Raw genomic sequence first — 16,969 nt, 5'->3', positions numbered from 1 at the left:
CAGGGCAGGACTCCATGGACGGCAGAGCAAAGCGCGATCTGGTGCTGGGCGGGATCACGATCGCCGCGGCGGCACTCATGACGATGACGGCAGGCCCCGCCCTGTCCGCCAACATCCAGGCGCTGCTGTATGGCGGGGAAGCGAACCAGCTCCTCGCCGTCTCCGCGATCCTGAACGTGGCGCTCGTTCTGTTCGCCTGGCGCCGCTATGTCGACCTGCGCAGCGAAAGCGGTCTGCGCAAGGCGGCAGAGGAACGCGCCGCTTTCCTGACGCTCAAGGACGCGCTGACCGGCCTGCGCAACCGCCACACGCTGCTCAGCGAGGCGGTCGCCTATCTCCGCAAGACTGCGAAGCGTGGCCGCAAGGCTGTGCTGCTGCTGCTCGACCTCGATCACTTCAAGACGGTCAACGACGTCAACGGCCACGCGATCGGCGACGCGACGCTGCAGCTCGTCGCCGGGCTGGTCGAAGCGTCGGCGCCCGAAGGAGCGCTTACCGCGCGGCTTGGCGCCGACGAGTTCGGCATTCTGTTCAGCTACGAGGCGGCCCGGCAGGACACGGTCGACGCGATCGCCGAGAAGCTGATCAAGGACCTCAACCAGCGGCTCGATGTCGCCGGCGCCTCGATCCACACCGGCGCGTCGATCGGCATCGCCAAGGCCGAGCCCGGCTGCGAGACGATCGAGCATATGCTCCGCCGCGCCGATATCGCGATGTTCGCATCGAAGAATGCGGGCCGCGGCCGTTACCACTGGTTCGACGAGTCGATGGAGCGCGAGCTCAACATGCGCAACTCGATCGAAAGCGGCATGCGCGACGGCATCCCGCTCGGCCAGTTCGTGCCCTATTACGAGCAGCAGATCGATCTCGCGACCGGCAAGCTGCTCGGCTTTGAGATGCTCGCCCGCTGGGAGCACCCGACCCGCGGCGTGATCCCGCCCGACATCTTCATCCCGATCGCCGAGGAAACCGGCATGATCGCGGACCTGTCGATGTCCGTGATGCGCCAGGCCTTCGAGGAAGCGAAGAATTGGGACGCCTCGCTGACGCTCTCGGTCAACATCGCGCCGAGCCAGCTCAAGGACCCGTGGTTCGCGCACAAGATCGTCAAGCTGCTGGTCGAAAGCGGCTTCCCCGCCAACCGGCTCGAGATCGAGATCACCGAAAGCGCGCTGATCGAGAATATCGGCGTCGCCCAGTCGGTGGTCGGCAGCCTCAAGAACCAAGGCATCCGCCTCGCGCTCGACGATTTCGGCACCGGCTATTCGTCGCTGTCGAACCTGCGCGCGCTGCCGTTCGACCGGGTGAAGATCGACCGCAGCTTCGTAACCTCGATGGGCAGCAACGCCGAAAGCACCGCGATCGTGAACGCGATCACGCGCCTTAGCGACAGCCTCGGCCTGCCGGTCACCGCCGAAGGCGTCGAGACGCCGGAGATCGAGGCGAAGCTGAAGACGCTCGGCTGCTTCCAGGGCCAGGGTTGGCATTTCGGCAAGCCGATGGACGTCGGCCAGGTCCGCGCGCTCCTTGCCGAGCGCAACCTGCTCCCCGTCCGCCGCCTCGCCGCCCCCGCCGGCGAACGCATCCGGGAACTGCGCAAGGCGAGCTAAGCCGCCCGCAGACATGGACTTGACCGGGCGCGGCCCCTAAGTCGCGCCCGATGCGCTTCGCCTTCCACAAGATGCACGGCCTCGGCAACGACTTCGTCGTGATCGACGCGCGCGCGCTTGCCCTGGAGATCACGCCCCCCCGCGCCCGCGCGATCGCCGACCGCCGCACCGGCGTCGGCTGCGACCAGCTCATCCTGCTCGAGCCGTCCGACACCGCCGACCTCGGCATGCGCATCTTCAACGCCGACGGCGGCGAGGTCGAGCAATGCGGCAATGCGCTGCGCTGCGTCGCCCAGCTGACGAACGCCCGCACCATCGACACCGCCGGCGGCCTGATCGAAGCGGCGGCGGGCGATGCGGGTGTTAGCATCGACATCGGCGCCCCCCGCTTCGACTGGGACGCGATCCCCCTCGCCTACGCCCTCGACACGGCATCGCTCCCGGTCGGCTGGGAGACGCTCGAGCACGGCGCGGCGGTCAACGTCGGCAACCCGCACGTCATCTTCTTCGTGCCGGACCTCGCCGCCATCGACCTCGAACGCGTCGGCCCGGTGATTGAGCACGATCCGCTCTTCCCCGAACGCGTGAACGTGAACGTCGCCCAAGTGACCGGTCCTTCCGCGCTGAAGCTCCGCGTCTGGGAGCGCGGCGCCGGCCTCACCCAGGCTTGCGGCACCGGCGCCTGCGCGACCGCGGTCGCCGCGATCCGGCGCGGGCTGGTGATCTCGCCCGTCACCGTCTCGCTCCCCGGCGGCGACCTGCGCATCGAATGGGCGCCGGGCGAGACGATCCGCATGACCGGACCCGCCACCCATGTCTTCACCGGCGAGGCCGAGCTCGAGGCCTTCGGATGAGCGAAGTCATCACGCTCGGCTGCCGCCTCAACATCGCCGAGAGCGAGGCCATCGCGCAGATGCTGCCCGACGACGACCTGATCGTCGTCAACAGCTGCGCCGTCACCGAGGAAGCCGTCCGCCAGACCCGCCGCGCCATCCGCCGCGCCCACCGCGACCGCCCCGACGCCCGTATCGTCGTCACCGGCTGCGCGGCCGAAATCGACCGCGACGCCTTCGCCGCCATGCCCGAAGTGAGCCGGGTGGTGAGCAATCTGCGAAAGCTGGACGCCCACGCGTTCCCCGGCGAAGGCCGGGGCCCACGCACGCTGGATCCCGGCCTTCGCCGGGAAACCGAGCCAGCGCCCACCCACGCCCGCGCCTTCGTCGAAGTCCAAAACGGCTGCGACCATCGCTGCACTTTCTGCATCATCCCCTATGGCCGCGGCCCCAGCCGCTCGACGCCCGCCGGCGCCGTGATCGACCGCATCGCCCGCCTCGTCGATGAAGGCACGCAGGAAGTCGTCCTCACCGGCGTCGACCTCACATCCTATGGCGACCTCGCCGGCGACAGCCTCGGCCTGCTTGTCGAGCGCATCCTGAAGGCCGTCCCCGCGCTCCCCCGCCTGCGCCTCTCCTCGCTCGACCCGATCGAGATCGACGACCGCCTGTTCGCGCTCATCACCGGCGAGCCACGGCTGATGCCGCACCTCCATTTGTCGCTCCAAGCCGGCGACGACATGATCCTGAAACGGATGAAGCGCCGCCACCTCCGCGCCGACGCCATCCGCCTCGTCGAGCGCATCAAGGCCCGCCGCCCGGAGATCGCGATCGGCGCCGACCTGATAGCCGGCTTCCCCACGGAAACCGAGGCGATGTTCGCGGGCAGCCTGAAAATCCTGGACGAATGCGACGTGGTGTTCGCCCACATCTTCCCCTATTCGCCCCGCACCGGCACCCCCGCCGCCCGCATGCCGCAGCTCGAAAAAGAGGTCATCCGCGCCCGCGCCAAACGGCTACGCGAGGCCGGTGCAGCGCGGCAGGAGCGGTGGCTGGACGGGCTGGTCGGGACGCGGCAGCAGGTGCTGATCGAACTCGACGGCCGCACCGGCCACGCCGAGAATTTCGCGAAAGTGGAACTGCTAAGCCCCTCCCCTTCAGGGGAGGGGACGGGGGTGGGGCAGTCACTTGCTCCGAGCCTGCCGGACAGCCCCACCCCAACCCAGCATCAGGTGAACCATCCCCCGGATGGTTCAGGTCAGTCCGGGGGACTGACCGGCCTGATGCTCCTGAAGGGGAGGGGCTATGTCACCCCCCTCCAAATCCTCTCCCGCCACAACGACACCCTGATCGGAATCCCCGCATGAGCGACGCGCGCTGGCACGAAAAACTGCTGGGCGGCTTCCGGCGCACCTCGGACAAGCTGTCCGAAAACCTCACCGGCCTGTTCACGAAAACGGCGCTCGACCGCGAGACGCTGGACGAGATCGAGGACGCGCTGATCGCTTCCGATCTCGGCCCCGCCACTGCCGGCCGCATCCGCGAGCGCCTCGCCGAAGGCCGGTTCGAGCGCGGCCTCGACGAGGCCGGCGTGAAGCAGGTCGTCGCCGAGGAAATCACCAAAGTGCTCGCCCCCGTCGCCGAGCCGCTGGAAGTCGACGCCTTTCCGCGTCCGCAGGTCATCCTCGTCATCGGCGTCAACGGCTCGGGCAAGACCACGACCATCGCCAAGCTCGCGCGGCTGTTCCTCGAACAGGATTACGGCGTGATGCTCGCCGCCGGCGACACGTTCCGCGCCGCCGCGATCGAACAGCTCCGCATCTGGGCGGATCGCATCGGCGTGCCGATCATGGCCGGCCCCGAAGGCGGCGACGCCGCCGGGATCGTCTGGGATGCGGTCAAGCAGGCGACCGCCACCGGCATCGACGTGCTGATCGTCGACACCGCCGGCCGCCTCCAGAACAAGCGCGAGCTGATGGACGAGCTGGCGAAAATCCGCCGCGTGCTCGGCCGCCTGAACCCCGAAGCGCCGCACGACGTGGTGCTGGTGCTCGACGCCACCACCGGCCAGAACGCGCTCAGCCAGATCGAGGTGTTCAAGGAAGTCGCCGGCGTCACCGGCCTCGTCATGACCAAGCTCGACGGCACCGCCCGCGGCGGCGTGCTGGTCGCGGCGGCGGAGAAATTCGGCATGCCCATCCACGCAATCGGCGTCGGCGAAGGCATGGACGACCTGCGCCCTTTCGATGCCGGTGAGGTTGCGGGGATGATTACGGGCATTGCGGACTAGATGCGGCCTGCGCCCCCCACTCCGTTCGGGCTGAGCTTGTCGAAGCCCTGTTTTTCTTTACGGCATCTGCGAACAGAACAGGGCTTCGACAGGCTCAGCCCGAACGGTGTTTCAGGAGCATATCCTTGGTTGAGTTGAACAAGAAACCCCGCGAACTCTCGCCCGGCCTGCGCATGGCGATCGATTTCGGGCCGCTCGCCACCTTCTTCATCGTCAACGCGCTCGCGCACGGGCCGAAGCTGGTGAAGGTCGTGATGGCCACGACCGCGTTCATGATCGCGACCGTCATCGCGATGATCCTCAGCCGGGTGAAGGCCGGCCGCATCTCGCCGATGCTGTGGATTTCGGGCGCGCTGGTGCTGTTCTTCGGCAGCCTGACGATCTGGTTCCGCGACGACACGTTCATCAAGGTGAAGCCGACGATCGTCTACGCGATGTTCGCCGTGATCCTCGCCTATGGCCTCGCCACGGGCAAGCCGCTGCTCAAGATGCTGCTGGAAACCGCCTATCCCGGCCTGAACGAGACCGGCTGGCGCAAGCTCACCATCAACTGGGTCGGCTTCTTCACCTTCATGGCGCTGCTGAACGAAGCCGTCTGGCGCACCCAGACCTGGGATTTCTGGGTCGGCTTCAAGCTCTGGGGCGCGGTGCCCCTCACGCTCCTGTTCGCGGTCGCGAACATCCCGATGCTGATGAAGCACGGCCTGCAGGACGGAAAAGAAGCTCCCCTCCCGCCGGAGGGCTAACCTAAGCCCCTCCCCTTCAGGGGAGGGGTTGGGGTGGGGCAGTCGCTTTCGAGCAGCTTCGGAGTTTTGCTCGGCCTATCGGCCGATCCCCACCCCTTACCCCTCCCCTGAAGGGGAGGGGCTTGCCCTCGTTAAGCCACCACCGCCCCAACAGGCTCCTGATCCGCACGCTCCACGCCGCGCCCGTCCAGGTTCTGCGCGACGAAATCCCAGTTGATCGCCCGGTTCAGCAGCGCCTCGACATATTTCGGCCGCTCGTTGCGATAGTCGATGTAATAGGCGTGCTCCCACACATCGATGGTCAGCAGCGGCTTCATGCCGTCATACGCGACGGGCGAATCCCCGTCGTGCAGCGACGTGATCTTCAGCCGGTCGCCGTCCAGCACCAGCCAGCCCCAGCCGCTGGCGAAGTGGTTGACCGACTCGGTCTTGAGCGCGTCGATCAGCGCCTCGGTCGATCCGAACGCGTCCTCGATCTTCTGCTTCAGCGTGCCGGTCGGCTGCTGCCGCTCTGGGCTTAGGCACTGCCAGTAGAAGCTGTGGTTCCAAAGCTGGGCCGAGTTGTTGAACAGGCCCTTGTTGTCCGACTGCCGCGCGGCGCGGATCACTTCGGAAAGCTTGCGATCCTCCAGCCCCGCCTTCGGCGCCAGTTCGTTGGTCTTGTTCACATAGGCGCGGTGATGCTTGCCCCAATGGAAATCGAACGTCTCGGCCGAAAGGATCTCCCCAAAGGCGGACGTGTCATAGGGCAGCGAGGGCAGTTCGAACGCCATGGCGGTTCTCCAACGTTACGGGTGTCGGTGCCCCTAACGCATGGAGACGATGCCGGCTGCGAAACTTTCTTGATCAGGCCGACGAAAAGCTTCGATCAGCCGCGTTTCCGCACGGAGAAGCGCGCCAGCTCCTTCTTCGGCTGCTCCCAGTTCGGCGCCAGTTCGCTTGCCTTCTGATAATCGGCCATCGCGCCCGCATAGTCGCCGGCCAGCTCGCTTGAAACGGCGCGACCGTAATAGGCGATCTCCGGATGGCTGGTCCGGTGCTGCAGCGCCGCGTCGAACAGGCTGCGCGCCTGTTGCCAGTCGTGCATCTGCCTCAGGACCAGAGAGCCCTTGTTCAGATAGGCTTCGGCGGTGGCGGGGTTCAGCTTGATCGCCTGGTTGTAATCGGCCAGCGCGCCGTTCCAGTCGTTGAGCCGCGTCCGGATGATGCCGCGATTGACGAAGGTGGCGACCTGATCGTCCAGCATCAGCGGCTCATCGGTCAGCGCGCGGGTGCAGACGTCCAGCGTGGCGGCCGTTGCCCGGTCGGTATCGGCCGCTTCATAGCACATGCGTGCAAGGCCCGTGCCGATCACCATGCTGGATGCGGAGGCGGCGCCGGGAACCAGCAAGGCGCCGGCCGCCAGACAAGAGGAGAAGCGCATTCGACCCTCCACTGTAGAGGGCCGAAGAATATCACGAACCGCCGGCTTGCAGCAAATCGTGGCGCCTCAGCGCATGGCGCAATTGGTCGTAGGTGAGCGCCAACGCCTTGGCGGTCACGCGCTGGTTGAAGCGGCAGCGTTTAAGCGCCGCGATCAGCAGCTTCTTCTCATATTCGTCGCAGGCAGCCTTGAAGTCGGCGCATTCCAGTTCGTCGTTCGCGGCGACGGCAGGAACGGGCTGCGCCGACGCGGTGGCGGGCGTCAGCGACCGCGCCGCCTCGCCTTTCGGCTTCCAGGGCGAAGCGAACGGATCGAACTCGATCGACTCGATCGCGTGGGCCTCGTTCTCCCAGCGATAGACCGCGCGCTCGATCACGTTGCGCAGCTCGCGCACATTGCCGGGCCAGTCATAGCCGGTCAGCGTCTCCATCGCCGCTTTCGAAAAGCCCGGCCAGCGTTCCCAGCCCAGCTCCGCCGCCATGCGACGTCCGAAATGTTCGGCCAGCACCGGCACGTCTCCTTCGCGCGCGCGAAGGGGCGGGAGCGTGATGACTTCGAAGCTCAGCCGGTCCAGCAGGTCGGCGCGGAAGCGGTTCTGCTCGACCAGGGCCGGCAGGTTCTCGTTGGTCGCGGCGACGATGCGGACGTCGACATTCACTGGCCGCGACGCGCCGATACGGGTCACTTCGCCATATTCGACCGCGCGCAGCAACCGCTCCTGCGCCGCCGCCGAAAGCGTGCCCAGCTCGTCCAGGAACAGGGTTCCGCCGTCCGCTTCTTCGAACCGCCCGGCCCGCGCGCGCGTGGCGCCAGTGAAGGCGCCGGCTTCGTGGCCGAACAGCTCCGCCTCGATCAGCGTCTCGGGCAGCGCCGCGCAGTTCATCACGATTAAGGGGCCGTCCCAGCGCGGGGACAGGCGATGCAGGCGTTCGGCGACCAGTTCCTTGCCGGTCCCGCGCTCGCCGATCACCAGCACGGGGCGGTTCAGCGCCGCCGCGCGGCTGGCCCGTTCCACCGAGTCCAGAAAGGCCAGCGACTGGCCGATGAAAACGCTTTCCCGCTCCATCGCCAGAACATGGCGGATTTTCCCAAGCCTTGGCAAGGCGCTTGTTTCCACGCCGGCCTTTCAGACCTAAAAACCGCAGTTTTCTGCCATTTTTCGAACTTGGCACACCCCCTGCAAAAGATAGGACGAAGCCGCTGGCAAGGCGGCGATTACTTCCACGAATAAGTCCATGAGGAGCACGCCATGTTTAACTTCGAAGCCAAAAAGACCTTCTCCGTTCTGGTCTGCACCGTCCTGTTCAGCGCCACTTGCGTGCTGAGCGCGGTCGGCCCGGCAGGCGCGGTGGAGGTTCGTCCCTTGGTCGCCAGCAGCGTTCGCGCCTGACGACTCAGGCCGGGGCGGGTTCCCCCCTTGCCCGCCCCGGCATCCCCTTTCCTCCAGGAGTTTCCCCGATGGGCATTTTTTCCAGAACCCGAGACATCATCGCCGCCAACATGACCGACCTTCTCGATCGTGCCGAAGACCCGGCGAAGATGATCCGCATGATCATCCTGGAGATGGAAGAGACCCTGGTCGAAGTCCGCGCCTCCGCCGCGCGCACGATCGCCGACCAGAAGGAGATGCGCCGCCACATCGCCAAGCTCGAAAACCTCCAGTCGAACTGGACCGAGAAGGCCGAGCTGGCGCTGAGCAAGGACCGCGAGGACCTCGCCAAGGCTGCGCTGATCGAGCGCCAGAAAGCCGCCGACATGGCCGAGCAGTTGAAAGCCGAGATCGAAGTGCTCGACGACGCCCTTCAGGCCTCCGAGGCCGACATCGCAAAGCTGCAGCAGAAGCTGCGCGAAGCCCGCGCCCGCCAGAACGCGATCGTCGCCCGCATGGAAAGCGCGCACAACCGCATGAAGCTGCGGGAGGCCTATGCCGGCGCGCGGGTCGAGGATGCGTTCAGCCGCTTCGAAGTGCTGGAACGCCGCGTCGACCTTGCCGAGGGCCGCGCCGACGCCGCCGCGATGGGCGAGCCCAAGACGCTCGAGGACCAGTTCTCCGAACTGCGTTCCAGCGATAAGGTCGATGCCGAGCTGGAGGCGCTGAAAGCGCGCCTCGCCAACCGGGAGGGTTAAGGCATGGATGACATCGTTGTGCCCGTGCTCGTCTGCGGCATTCTGTTCATCGGGCTGCCCTGGATCATCCTCCACTACATCACGCAGTGGAAGAAGTCGGGGAGCATCAGCCGCGAGGACGAGAACCTGCTCGACGAGCTCTACGAAACCGCCCGTCGCCTCGACGACCGCCTGCATTCGATCGAGCGGATCATCGCCGCCGATCATCCGGAACTGGAAACCCGCCGCCCCGCGCCGGAGCTGCCCAGGGCCGATATTCGCCAGATCAGGGAGAACTAAGCCATGAGCGCAAGCCGCACCCGCTTCTACCTCGACAAGCAGAACAAGAAGTGGCTCGGGGTTTGTTCGGGTCTCGCCGACTACATGGGGTGGGACGTGACGCTGGTCCGCATCGGGCTGGTCGCCATCACCCTCGCCGGGGCCTTTCCCTGGACGCTGCTCGCCTACTGGGCCGCGGCCTGGATCGCCAAGCCGAAACCCTATGGCCTCTACAGCGACAAGGACGAAGAGCAGTTCTGGCAAGGCGTCCGCCGGTCGCCGGCGCGCACCACTCGCGAAGTCCGCGGGCGCTTGCGCGACATCGACCGCCGCCTTGCCGATGTCGAGCTTTTCTACACCAGCCGCAACCGCCGCCTGGCCGACGAGATCGACTCGCTGCGCTGATCGAAGCCGACGACACTTTCATCGAAATCGCTTGGCCGCCGCGGGAGGGTGGCGGCCAGGCAAGACTGGGGAGCTGTAACTATGGGCATGGGCGCTTTTTCGATGATGCTGGGCTTCTTCTTCATGGTGGCCTTCATCATCGCCGGGATGGCCAAGCGCTTCTTCGACTATAAGGAGAAGCAGCTCGAAGCCCAGGCCGGCCTCACCGCCGAAAAGGCCGCCCAATATGCGGCGCATACCGAGCGGTTGGAGCAGCGGGTCCGGGTGCTTGAGCGGATCGCCACCGATCGCGGCTCGGATATCGCCGGCGAAATCGACCGCCTTCGCGACCAGCCGCTGAACTGACACGAGATTCCGGGAGAAGAATGACATGAACCCGTTCGAAATGGTGCTGGGGATCGTGATCGTCGTCACGATCGGGCGCGTCCTGCAAACGATGTTCGGCGGTGGACGCCGGCGCCGGCGCGATGCGGCCCTGGGCGTTGCCGACGATGCCGAATCCCGGCGGCTCCGCGAGGAGGTCCGCACCCTGAAGGAGCGGATCGCGGTGCTGGAACGGCTGGCGACGGATGATGCCGGCCCCCGCGCCCTTGAACGTGAAATCGAAGCCTTGCGGTCCCGCGATAGCTGAGCGGGACGGCTTGAGGAGACACGAAGATGGAACCGAGCGTCTATCTTGAAATGGGTCTGGTGGGGCTTGCGGGCATCGGCCTGCTCACCGCCGGCGCCTTGCGCGGCTGGCGCGGCTGGCTGGAGCTGAAGCGGCTGGAGCTGCAGGCCCGCACGACCGATCATGCCGCCCCTGCCCCGTCGATGAGCTCGCGGATCGAGATCGCGGACCTGAAGGAACGCATCCGCAAGCTCGAAGCAATCGCCGCGGGCGTCGATCTGTAACTCATCCCCGTCATGCCGGACTTGATCCGGCATCCCGCTTCCCTCCGCCGGTTAACGGAAATGAAGAGAAGCGGGACCCCGGATCAAGTCCGGGGTGACGAACGGGAGGGCAGAGACTATCCGCCTCCCATGTCCAATCTTTCCGACATTTTCTCCGATTACGAACTGCTCGACGCCGATGATCGTTATCGGCTGCTGATCGATTTAGGCCGCGCACTCGAGCCGATGCCGGATGCGCTGAAGACCGACGCCACCAAGGTGCGCGGCTGCTCGGCGCAGGTCTGGGTCTATCCGATGCGCGAGGCCGACGGACGGCTGCACTTCCTTGCCGACAGCGACGCGCACATCACCAAGGGGATCGTCGCGCTTGTGCTGCTGACGGTGCAGGACCGCACGCCGGCCGAAATCCTGGCCGCCGACATCGAAGGGGCGCTCGCGCCGTTCGACCTGAAGAACCAGCTCAGCTCCAACCGCACGCAGGGCATCCCGAACATGATCGCCCTGATCCGCGAGACCGCTGCGCGTTACGCCGGCTGACGAGGAGCCGGGCGGAGCGAACTCCGCCCGGCCCGACCATCAGAACTTCACCGACGCGCGGGCGTAGATGAAGCGCCCGTTGAAGCCGTTCGGCGAGAAGTTCGAGAAGGGCGCGACATAGTTGGTGGTCGGGAAGAACACCGCCGCACCGTTGGTCGCGCTCGTCCCTGCCTGGCCGGTCGGCACCGGCGTCGGGTAGCTGTCGAACACGTTGTTCGCGCCGACCGCGATCTCGAAACGCTGGGCAAAGGTGAAGCGCGCCTCGGCGTCGGCCACCCACTGCGCCTTCAGGAAGTTGTCGTTGAAGACGAGGCTGCCCGCCGGACCGATTTCACCGCCCGTGCCTTCGACCTTGCCGTAGCGGTTGGCGCGGAAGGTCAGGCCCAAACGGTCATAGTCGTAATCGAGGCCGAGGTTGATCTTGGTGCGCGGCTGGCCGCGGACGAGCCGCCCCTGCTCCTGCCGTCCGAACAGGATCAGGCCGGGCACATTGGCGAGCGGTCCCGGCGCTGCGAGCACGCGGCGGATCGTGGTCTTGTTGTAGTTGAACCCGGCCGTGGCGCTGAGCCTGCCCCAATCGCCCAGGTCGAAGCGATAGGTCGCGACGGCATCGATGCCGCGGGTGCGCGAATCGAGGCCGTTCACGAAGAAGCGCGCGGCGCTGACCGTGCGGAAGCCCGCATTGTTCAGGATCTGCGCGATCGTGAAGCCGGGATTGGCGCCACTCGGGTTGCCGGCGGCATCGCGGCTCGCGGTCAGGTTGTCGGTCACGACGATGCGGTCGTCGATGTCGACCTGATACAGATCGACCGTGACGTTCAGCCGTGGCACCGCGGTGAAGACGAGGCCGGCCGAATAGGACAGCGACTTTTCGGGCTTCAGGGGCGTCGCCCCCAGCGCGATCGCAACCGGGTTGTCGACCGGCAGCGTCACCGTATCGAGCAGCACGCCGTTGACGTTGTTGGTCGCCTGCGCGGCGTAGAATTGCTGCTGCAGCGAGGGGGCGCGGAAGCCGGTGGAGAAAGCGCCGCGCACAGCGACACCGTCAATAAACTCGAACCGTCCTGCGACCTTGCCGTTGAAGCTCGATCCGAAGTCCGAGTAATTCTCGTAGCGCACCGCGCCCTGCACGTTGATGCGGTCGTTCACGTCGGCGTCGAGTTCGGCATAGGCCGAGAAGTTATGCCGCGAGCGCTGCTGGTCGACGCGCTGGCCGCCAATGATCGGATTGAAGCCCGGGAAGACCTGCGCGCCTGGCGCGCCGCCTGCGGGTCCGTTACCGTAGCTGGCCGGCTCGCCGGGGCGAATCTTGAACGTCTCGCGGCGATATTCGAGACCGCCCGCGAGCGTCAGGTCTTTCAGCCAGCCGACCGTGATGTCGCGGCTGACGTCGAGATTGCCCATCGCCTGGGTGTAACGCAGGCCGCCCGAATCGAAAGCGAGCTGCGACGCAGCGCCGAACGAGCGATTGAGCGTGTTGGTGATGAAGAAGTCGAACGCGTTGCGGCCATAGCTGCCCGACAGGTCGTAACGCCAGCCGGCCACTTCGCCCTTGATGCCCAGCACGCCTTCGAAGTCGTTCAGGTCCGTGTTGATCAGCGGCAGGAAACCGTTCGGATAGATCGCGGGAACGTTCCGCGCGTCGCTTGCGAGGCGGTAGAAGCCGGCGCTCTCGCCGTCACGATAGCCGTAGGTCAGATAGCCGTAGAGCTCGACCGCGTCGGTGATCGGCGCGCCGAAGTTCATGAAGAGCTTCAGATCGTCCGTCTTCGCATCACCATAGCGATGGCTGATGCGGTTGAAGGTCAGCTCGCGCGGATCGAGCGCGCCGTTGATCAGATTGTACTGGCGGCGAATGTCCGGGCCGGTGCGGTTGGTCGGATCGCGCATCTGATATTCGGCCGACAGGTTGAGATGCCCGCCTTCATCGCCGATCGGCAGGCCGACCGTGCCGGCGATCGTCAGCGTGCGGCCGTCGACCACGTGCCGGTCCTGCCCCCCGCGCGCCACTTGCAGCGTGCCGTCGGGATTGGTGAGAGGCGTGCCGCCGGGGCCGGTCAGCACGCTGGTCACCTCGCGGATGCCGCGGACATTGGTGTTGTACTCGCCATAGGTCGCGGTGATGCGGCCGCCTTCGGGCGCATCGCGCAGCTGGAAGTTGATGACGCCGGCGATCGCGTCGGAGCCATATTGGGCCGCCGCACCGTCGCGCAGCACCTCGACCCGGCCGAGGGCAATCGACGGGATCAGGTTGATGTCCACCGCTGCGGTGCCGCGCCCGACCGAGCCGTTGATGTTCAAGAGCGCCGAGGTGTGGCGGCGCTTGCCGTTCAGCAGCACGAGAGTCTGATCGGGGTTCAGGCCGCGCAAAGTCGCCGGGCGGACCACGTCGGTGCCGTCGGTGATCGAGGGCTGCGGGAAGTTGAAGCTCGGAATCTGCTCGTTCAGCAGCCGGTTCGTCTCGGTGTAGCCGGACGTCGTCAGGCTCTCCGCTGTGATGACGTCGACCGGCACCGGGCTGTCGGCGACGGTGCGGTCGGCGCGCCGGGTGCCGGTGACGATGATCGTCGAATCGGCATCCGCCGGCGCGCTGTCGTCGGCTGCGGTGACGACGCCTTGCGCGAAGACCGGCTGGGCGGCGAGCGCGAGCGGCGACAGGCTTGCGGCAAGCAACGCCTTGCTAACAATGTGTTTCATACGCTTTCCCCAACTTGTTCCCTGCCACCAGACTGTCCCACTCCGGCACGAGTTGAAAGCGTCCGGCTCAAAGTGTGTCACGATTCTGCAATCCTGTTGCCGCGCCGCAACACTGGAGCGGCACGCCGGTTTGCGCGTTGCCTCGCCATGCCACGCGCGCAGAAACTGAAAGTGTATCGAACGCCGATCGGCTTCCATGACGCCTATGTCGCCGCGCCGAGCCAGAAGGCCGCGCTTGCCGCCTGGGGCAGCGACGCCAACCTGTTCGCGCGCGGCGTCGCGGAGCTGGTTGAGGATCCCACGCTTACGGCAGAGCCCCTCGCCCGTCCCGGCGAAGTCATCCGCAAGCTGCGCGGAACGGCCGAGGAGCAGCTCGCTGCCCTCCCCCGCGACAAGCCGAAAGCGAAGGCGCCGCCGTCGCGAGCGGCACCACCGAAGCAGCGTCCCAGCCGCGCAACATTGGACAAGGCCGAAGAGGCGCTGACCGACCTGGAGGCGCAGCATCGGCAGCAGCTGGACGAACTCGCCAGGCGCGAGGCGGCGCTTGCCAAGGAGCGGCAGGCGCTAGAAACGCGCCAGCGCAAGGAGCGCGACCGACTCTCTGGCGCAGCCGAACGGGCGCGCACCTCCTATAAAGACGCGATGCGGAAATGGCGCGGCTGAGGGCGCTTGCGGTTGACAAGCGCGCCCGTCTCACTTAGCTGCGCCACTTCCCGTGCGGGGATTGTTCTCGCGCGGCGATCAGCTTTGATGGATTGATGAGGGCCATGTTCGCAGTCGTGCGCACGGGCGGCAAGCAGTATCGCGTTGCCGCAGGAGACAAGATCGTCGTCGAGAAGCTCGACGGTGAAGCCGGAGCTAAGGTGACCCTGGGCGACGTGCTTCTCGCGGGCGAAGGCAGCGAGCTGAAAGCCACCGCCGGCCTGACGGTCGCGGCCGAGATCGTCGCGCAGGCGAAGGGCGAGAAGGTCATCGTCTTCAAGAAGCGTCGCCGCCACAATTATCGCCGCAAGAACGGCCATCGCCAGCAGCACACGATCCTGAAGATCCTGTCGATCGGCGGCGAGCAGCCGAAGAAGACCGCGAAGAAGGCCAAGGCGGAAACGCCGGAAGCCGCGCCGGCCGAAGCCGCCGCCTGAGCCGCAAGAAGAGATTGGGAGTAATTAGTCATGGCGCATAAAAAAGCAGGCGGCTCCTCGCGCAACGGCCGCGATTCCGCAGGCCGTCGCCTCGGCGTGAAGAAATTCGGCGGCGAAGAAGTGATCGCCGGCAACATCATCGTGCGCCAACGCGGCACCAAGACCTATGCCGGCCGCAATGTAGGCTGCGGCAAGGACCACACCCTCTTTGCGACCGCGGACGGCCGCGTGCGATTCCATGAGGGCAAGCTTGGCCGCAAATACGTGTCGGTCGATGCGATTATGGCAGAGGCGGCCGAATAACGGGCGACCGTATTTACGGGTCGCCCTGGGGGCGACCCGAAGACCTGCCACGGTAGGTTAAGAGGGAGACGGGTAGCCCCCAGTCTCCCTTTTTCACATCTCCCTTGCATCATGTCGCCCTGCGGTAACGTAACTCCGTCAGGGCGCACGGAAAGGAGAGCGGAGATGTTCGTGCGTACCGACAGGCTGCTGTTGCGGCCGGGCTGGATCGAAGATGCGCCGGCGCTGGCCCGCGCTATCACGGAGCCGGTCGCCCGCAACACCGCGCGCATTCCCTGGCCCTACACGCAGGAGCATGCCGAGGCGTATCTCGGCATGGCGAAGGACGCACACGCGCCCAACTGCCTGATCTTCGCGCGCACGGCCCGCGTGCCGCGGCTGATCGGCGCTGTCGCGTTGTCCCCGGACGAGGAAGGGCACGAGATCGGCTATTGGCTGGCGCAGCCCTATTGGGGCTTGGGCTTTGCGACGGAGGCGGCGAGCGCGCTGCTTCGCGCCGCCCGCGAGTCGCTCCGGATCGAGCGCATCCATTCCGGCCATTTCGCCGACAACCGCGCATCAGGCCGCGTGCTGCGCAAGCTCGGCTTTCGGCCGACAGGCAAGGTGGTGAAGCGCCACGCGGTCGCCCGTGGGTGCGAGGTCGATTGCCTGCTCTACGCCGACGCGGACGGCCAATGCGAAGAGCCAACAGCCATGCGTTGTCTGGAGGCGGCGTAGTTCCCTCTCCTATAGGGAGAGGGCGACTCGCGCTTGCGGCGCGAGCGGGGTGAGGGGATCGAAACTCTCCGGAAGCGCACGATCCCCTCACCCGGTCAGCGCAAGCGCTGACTCGACCTCCCTATGGGAGAGGTGCATTTACCGCCACAGGCGCGACCGGTTCGCCTGGCCGCGGCTGCGCATTCTGCGGAACCGCGTCGATCTGCATTGCCGGCGTCGGGATATTCTCCCCGAAGGTGCGGACCTTCACCTGCACCGCGCCGTCCGCGATCGTGATCTCGTTGAAGCTCGGCGGTGTCGAACGGATGCGCAGCGATAGCGTGCCCGCGCCGATCATCCGGATCGGTCCGTTCGCCGTTTCCTTGATCAGGTCGAACGGGTCATGGACGTGGCCGCTGAGCACGGCCGTCACGCCAGCCCCCGCCAGAGCCGCCAAGGCCCTCTCCCCGCCCCTCGTCAGCGCCTTGCCGCGGGTGTTCGCCTCGACCAGCGGGTGGTGCGCAGTGACCAGCACGACCTTGCGTTCGGGCAGGTCCGCAATCCCTTGCAGCGTCCGGGCCAGCGCGCGGTGGCCGACATAGCCGAGCGACCAGTTCAGCCGCCACTGCGCCCGCGCCGTCGTCTTCAGCGGCACGATCGCGATTCCGGCCAGGTTCAACTCGCGTTCGACGAGCCGCTCGATCCCGCGAATACGATGATACGGTGCGACGAACCGCTCGATCAGGTTGAAATAAGGCAGATCGTGATTGCCGACCTCGACCGTCACCGGCACCGCTAGCGATTGGATCCACGAACATGCGGCGCGAAACTCGCGATGCCTCGCCCGCATCGTCAGGTCGCCGGTCAGCGCAACGGCGTCGGGCTTCTCGGCCTCGATCCGTTCCTTCACCCATTCCAGCGCCTCTGGGTCCTCGCACCCGAAATGCACGTCGCTGATGTGGAACAGGCGAGTCATCGGATCTCCTAACGCGCGGGAACCCGCAATGTGGC

Annotated in this window: 22 protein-coding genes; 17 read left to right on the top strand and 5 right to left on the bottom strand. The window is 66.4% G+C overall.

Annotation, left to right across the window (positions count from 1 at the left end):
- Positions 1-14 precede the first annotated feature (14 nt).
- From ACFSCW_RS05575 to ACFSCW_RS05555, 5 genes are all read left to right on the top strand, one after another.
- Positions 15-1,610, top strand: coding sequence for a putative bifunctional diguanylate cyclase/phosphodiesterase (locus ACFSCW_RS05575; RefSeq protein ID WP_380887728.1), 1,596 nt, complete (start codon positions 15-17; stop codon positions 1,608-1,610).
- Positions 1,611-1,660: 50 nt separating this feature from the next.
- On the top strand, positions 1,661-2,464 hold the full coding sequence (dapF, locus tag ACFSCW_RS05570; protein ID WP_380887726.1) for a diaminopimelate epimerase: 804 nt from the start codon (positions 1,661-1,663) through the stop codon (positions 2,462-2,464).
- A complete protein-coding gene (mtaB, locus tag ACFSCW_RS05565; RefSeq protein ID WP_380887724.1) occupies positions 2,461-3,810 on the top strand; it encodes a tRNA (N(6)-L-threonylcarbamoyladenosine(37)-C(2))-methylthiotransferase MtaB in 1,350 nt (449 codons plus the stop codon). The genes dapF and mtaB overlap by 4 nt, the downstream gene beginning before the upstream one ends.
- Positions 3,807-4,733, top strand: coding sequence for a signal recognition particle-docking protein FtsY (gene ftsY / locus ACFSCW_RS05560; protein ID WP_380887722.1), 927 nt, complete (start codon positions 3,807-3,809; stop codon positions 4,731-4,733). Before mtaB ends, ftsY begins: the two co-directional genes overlap by 4 nt.
- 125 nt (positions 4,734-4,858) lie before the next feature.
- Complete coding sequence (locus tag ACFSCW_RS05555; protein ID WP_380887720.1) at positions 4,859-5,479, top strand: septation protein A; 621 nt, start codon at positions 4,859-4,861, stop codon at positions 5,477-5,479.
- 131 nt (positions 5,480-5,610) lie between these two features.
- On the opposite strand, the gene ACFSCW_RS05550 is transcribed toward ACFSCW_RS05555, so the two are convergent.
- From ACFSCW_RS05550 to pspF, 3 genes are all read right to left on the bottom strand, one after another.
- Positions 5,611-6,252: a superoxide dismutase gene (locus ACFSCW_RS05550; protein WP_380887718.1), complete on the bottom strand. Its 642-nt coding sequence runs from the start codon at positions 6,250-6,252 to the stop codon at positions 5,611-5,613.
- Between the two features lie 95 nt (positions 6,253-6,347).
- Positions 6,348-6,902 carry a tetratricopeptide repeat protein gene (locus ACFSCW_RS05545; RefSeq protein ID WP_380887716.1) on the bottom strand — a complete coding sequence of 185 codons (555 nt, stop codon included), beginning with the start codon at positions 6,900-6,902 and terminating at the stop codon, positions 6,348-6,350.
- A 31-nt stretch (positions 6,903-6,933) separates the two neighbouring features.
- The gene (pspF, locus tag ACFSCW_RS05540; RefSeq protein ID WP_380887714.1) at positions 6,934-7,968 is read right to left on the bottom strand and encodes a phage shock protein operon transcriptional activator; all 1,035 of its coding nucleotides are present in this window, start codon (positions 7,966-7,968) and stop codon (positions 6,934-6,936) included.
- Positions 7,969-8,151: 183 nt separating this feature from the next.
- On the opposite strand from pspF, the gene ACFSCW_RS05535 reads away from it, so the two are divergent.
- The 8 genes from ACFSCW_RS05535 (at position 8,152) to ACFSCW_RS05500 (ending at position 11,123) form a co-directional block, all read left to right on the top strand.
- Positions 8,152-8,292, top strand: a complete 141-nt coding sequence (locus ACFSCW_RS05535; protein ID WP_380887712.1) for a hypothetical protein — start codon at positions 8,152-8,154, stop codon at positions 8,290-8,292.
- A gap of 68 nt (positions 8,293-8,360) precedes the next feature.
- On the top strand, positions 8,361-9,029 hold the full coding sequence (gene pspA / locus ACFSCW_RS05530; RefSeq protein ID WP_380887710.1) for a phage shock protein PspA: 669 nt from the start codon (positions 8,361-8,363) through the stop codon (positions 9,027-9,029).
- Positions 9,030-9,032: 3 nt separating this feature from the next.
- Positions 9,033-9,308: an envelope stress response membrane protein PspB gene (gene pspB, locus ACFSCW_RS05525; protein WP_380887708.1), complete on the top strand. Its 276-nt coding sequence runs from the start codon at positions 9,033-9,035 to the stop codon at positions 9,306-9,308.
- Between the two features lie 3 nt (positions 9,309-9,311).
- Positions 9,312-9,692, top strand: coding sequence for an envelope stress response membrane protein PspC (gene pspC / locus ACFSCW_RS05520; protein WP_380887706.1), 381 nt, complete (start codon positions 9,312-9,314; stop codon positions 9,690-9,692).
- 147 nt (positions 9,693-9,839) lie between these two features.
- Positions 9,840-10,037: a hypothetical protein gene (locus ACFSCW_RS05515; RefSeq protein ID WP_380890022.1), complete on the top strand. Its 198-nt coding sequence runs from the start codon at positions 9,840-9,842 to the stop codon at positions 10,035-10,037.
- Between the two features lie 25 nt (positions 10,038-10,062).
- Entirely contained in the window at positions 10,063-10,323 is a 261-nt protein-coding gene (locus ACFSCW_RS05510; protein WP_380887704.1) for a hypothetical protein, read from the top strand.
- A gap of 50 nt (positions 10,324-10,373) precedes the next feature.
- Entirely contained in the window at positions 10,374-10,586 is a 213-nt protein-coding gene (locus tag ACFSCW_RS05505; protein ID WP_380890020.1) for a hypothetical protein, read from the top strand.
- A 129-nt stretch (positions 10,587-10,715) separates the two neighbouring features.
- On the top strand, positions 10,716-11,123 hold the full coding sequence (locus ACFSCW_RS05500; RefSeq protein WP_380887702.1) for a SufE family protein: 408 nt from the start codon (positions 10,716-10,718) through the stop codon (positions 11,121-11,123).
- A 39-nt stretch (positions 11,124-11,162) separates the two neighbouring features.
- Here ACFSCW_RS05500 and ACFSCW_RS05495 read toward each other — a convergent pair whose 3' ends face one another.
- On the bottom strand, positions 11,163-13,820 hold the full coding sequence (locus ACFSCW_RS05495) for a TonB-dependent receptor plug domain-containing protein (RefSeq protein ID WP_380887700.1): 2,658 nt from the start codon (positions 13,818-13,820) through the stop codon (positions 11,163-11,165).
- A gap of 147 nt (positions 13,821-13,967) precedes the next feature.
- Here ACFSCW_RS05495 and ACFSCW_RS05490 point away from each other — a divergent pair, with 147 nt between their 5' ends.
- From ACFSCW_RS05490 to ACFSCW_RS05475, 4 genes are all read left to right on the top strand, one after another.
- Positions 13,968-14,483 carry a hypothetical protein gene (locus ACFSCW_RS05490; RefSeq protein ID WP_380887698.1) on the top strand — a complete coding sequence of 172 codons (516 nt, stop codon included), beginning with the start codon at positions 13,968-13,970 and terminating at the stop codon, positions 14,481-14,483.
- Between the two features lie 104 nt (positions 14,484-14,587).
- Positions 14,588-14,959 (top strand): 50S ribosomal protein L21, encoded by a 372-nt coding sequence (gene rplU / locus ACFSCW_RS05485; protein ID WP_380890018.1) that lies wholly within the window; start codon positions 14,588-14,590, stop codon positions 14,957-14,959.
- A gap of 30 nt (positions 14,960-14,989) precedes the next feature.
- The gene (gene rpmA / locus ACFSCW_RS05480; protein WP_380887696.1) at positions 14,990-15,262 is read left to right on the top strand and encodes a 50S ribosomal protein L27; all 273 of its coding nucleotides are present in this window, start codon (positions 14,990-14,992) and stop codon (positions 15,260-15,262) included.
- Positions 15,263-15,427: 165 nt separating this feature from the next.
- Positions 15,428-15,979 carry a GNAT family N-acetyltransferase gene (locus tag ACFSCW_RS05475; RefSeq protein ID WP_380887694.1) on the top strand — a complete coding sequence of 184 codons (552 nt, stop codon included), beginning with the start codon at positions 15,428-15,430 and terminating at the stop codon, positions 15,977-15,979.
- A gap of 121 nt (positions 15,980-16,100) precedes the next feature.
- Here the strand turns inward: ACFSCW_RS05475 and ACFSCW_RS05470 are convergent, their stop codons facing one another.
- Positions 16,101-16,934 carry a metallophosphoesterase family protein gene (locus ACFSCW_RS05470; protein ID WP_380887691.1) on the bottom strand — a complete coding sequence of 278 codons (834 nt, stop codon included), beginning with the start codon at positions 16,932-16,934 and terminating at the stop codon, positions 16,101-16,103.
- Positions 16,935-16,969: the final 35 nt, after the last annotated feature.

The organism is Sphingomonas tabacisoli (genome assembly GCF_042678385.1).
GTDB classification, from domain to species: domain Bacteria; phylum Pseudomonadota; class Alphaproteobacteria; order Sphingomonadales; family Sphingomonadaceae; genus Sphingomonas_B; species Sphingomonas_B tabacisoli.
Note: the sequence above shows the minus strand (reverse complement) of the source record. Positions and strands in the feature narration are given on the sequence as shown.